This window comes from Mesorhizobium sp. (assembly GCF_004962925.1).
GTDB lineage: Bacteria > Pseudomonadota > Alphaproteobacteria > Rhizobiales > Rhizobiaceae > Mesorhizobium.
Genome location: NZ_SUEO01000379.1, coordinates 1 through 2,051 on the forward strand (window position 1 = coordinate 1; position 2,051 = coordinate 2,051).

Here is a 2,051-nt window from a genome sequence, read left to right on the forward strand (position 1 = left end):
CGGCGATCTCGCCGCGTTCCTCCAGGAGCTGCATGACGATCGCCGTCGAGGTCAGCACGAAGCCGGCGCCGGCGACAAAGGATTGCGCGATCGGAAAACCTCCCGCCAGTCCGACGCCGGTCAGTAACAGCGCGCACACGCCGACCTGCAATGCCCCGAGGCCAAAGATCTCTCGCCTGAGTCCCCACAGCCGTGACGGCTGCATCTCCAGCCCGATGATGAACAGGAACATGACGACGCCGAGTTCGGCGACATGAAGAATGGCTTCCGATTCGGAAAAGATGCCCATGCCGAACGGGCCGATGACCACGCCGGCCGCCAGATAGCCAAGGATGGAGCCAAGCCCCATGCGCTTGAAGATCGGCACGGCGACAACACCTGCGGCGAGCAGCGCCACCACGTGGATCAGATCGCTGCCCGCTGCTTCTGCCGCCATGCCTGCCGTTCCGTTCTTTTTAAGGACCGCGGCACGTGCTGCGGCATCGAGCGGCCAAGATAGGGGCTTCGGCGGAGATCGAACAGTCCGAATCAGGAAACTGGTGCGGCAGTGTTGCAGGCGCGCTCCACAAGTTTATGCGCCGGCCGCGTTGCTTGTTTCGGCAATCGGGCGCTAAGGGCGCCCGGCTTCGGCCAGTGGAGGGCGAGCGACGATCAAGTCGCTGCTCTTTTTTGAGGGAGACTGACATGAAGACGTTTTTGCTTGTTGCCGTTGGCATCGCGGCACTTGCCGGTTCGGCCTGTTCGAAGGCACCTGAATGCACGACCGAAATGCTGACCAAGAAGGCTCAGGACATGACTGCAGCCCTTCAAGAGGCAATTACCAAGGATCCGGCCAAGGCAGCCGATCTCACCGCCAAGGTCCAGGCGATCACGACCAAGTTTCAAGGTACTACGACGGCCGACGAGGCCTGCAAGGCCTACGACGAGCTGACCACCGCCATCGAGAGCTGAGCATCGATTTGAGTTTTGCAAAAAGCGGTGGCCGTGGCTGCCGCTTTTTTTGTAGCGCGGCGCCGCATGTTCACTGGATGCGCGAATGATCGCTCAGTTCGGCGCGATGGAACCGACTTCGAGCGTATCGACGCGCTTCAGCTTCATGCCGATGACCGGCACCAGTTGCCGGTCGACGCGCACCGCAATCGTCACCGTCATCGAGTTGTCGTTGGGGACAAGAGCTTGCATGACGCCGCGCAACTGGTTGCGGTTGATGGTGAAGACGACCTTGTTGGCGTTGACCACGTTGCCGCCGACGATGTCGAGACCGGCACCGGCGGCACCGCCCATGAAGCTGCCCTTGTAACCTTCGCGGCCCTTGCGCTGGATCGTCGCCGACATCTGCTGGGTGAACATGCCGACCCGGCAACCGCCGTCGAGCGACATGCCGATCTTGCCGTCAGGTGTCGAGCCGGTGAAGCTGCAGGTGAATTTCGTCCCCTTGTATTTGCCGGCGACGATTTCTCCCGGGCCGACCCATTTGCCTTCCACGGATTGAAAGAACTGCTTGTCCGGTTCTGCTGCAAAGGTCTTTTCGACCAGGCCGGCAGTTGTTGAAACCACGACCGCCAGGGCCAGGACGTTGGACAAGATCACGCTTTTCATCGACGACACCCGGCAACAAAGAGACTGGTTTGGAACCCGTTCGACCATGAACAAGATTGGTTAATGCTTCGTCACCGCTAGCGCATGACCTTAAAAATCGGAATCGATTTGCGTTGGGGATCATCCGCAAAATCAACGCGCTACAGCGCCCTTTGCGCGTCCAAAAGGGCGCGGCGCTGTAGGTGGTTCTTCACTTGTCGGAGGCCGCCGTTTCCCTTTCTTTCTTTGTTGCAAATGACGTCAGAGCGGACAGGAAATCGCCCATGCCGGGCCGTCTCGTGGCGCTGAAGGGCAGGGGCCTCGCGGTTTCCATCGCCGCAATGCCAATGCGCGCCGTCATCATGCCGTTGACGACACCTTCGCCAAGCTTTGCCGAGAGCCGGGCGGCGAGGCCATGGCCGACGATCTGCTGCACGAAACTGTCGCCGACAGCGATCGAGCCGGTCACCGCC

4 protein-coding genes are annotated in these 2,051 nt (G+C 60.8%); 1 reads left to right on the forward strand and 3 read right to left on the reverse strand.

Annotated features, from left to right (window positions below):
• Window positions 1-436, reverse strand: a 436-nt coding sequence (locus E5W87_RS35145) for a cation:proton antiporter (protein WP_292408477.1), incomplete at its 3' end; no start/stop codon positions are given.
• A gap of 248 nt (window positions 437-684) precedes the next feature.
• On the opposite strand from E5W87_RS35145, the gene E5W87_RS35150 reads away from it, so the two are divergent.
• The gene (locus E5W87_RS35150; RefSeq protein WP_292408480.1) at window positions 685-951 is read left to right on the forward strand and encodes a hypothetical protein; all 267 of its coding nucleotides are present in this window, start codon (window positions 685-687) and stop codon (window positions 949-951) included.
• Window positions 952-1,044: 93 nt separating this feature from the next.
• On the opposite strand, the gene E5W87_RS35155 is transcribed toward E5W87_RS35150, so the two are convergent.
• A complete protein-coding gene (locus E5W87_RS35155) occupies window positions 1,045-1,599 on the reverse strand; it encodes a hypothetical protein (RefSeq protein ID WP_292408482.1) in 555 nt (184 codons plus the stop codon).
• Window positions 1,600-1,789: 190 nt separating this feature from the next.
• A partial coding sequence (locus tag E5W87_RS35160) for a DUF697 domain-containing protein (protein WP_292408485.1) occupies window positions 1,790-2,051 on the reverse strand: 262 nt, incomplete at its 5' end.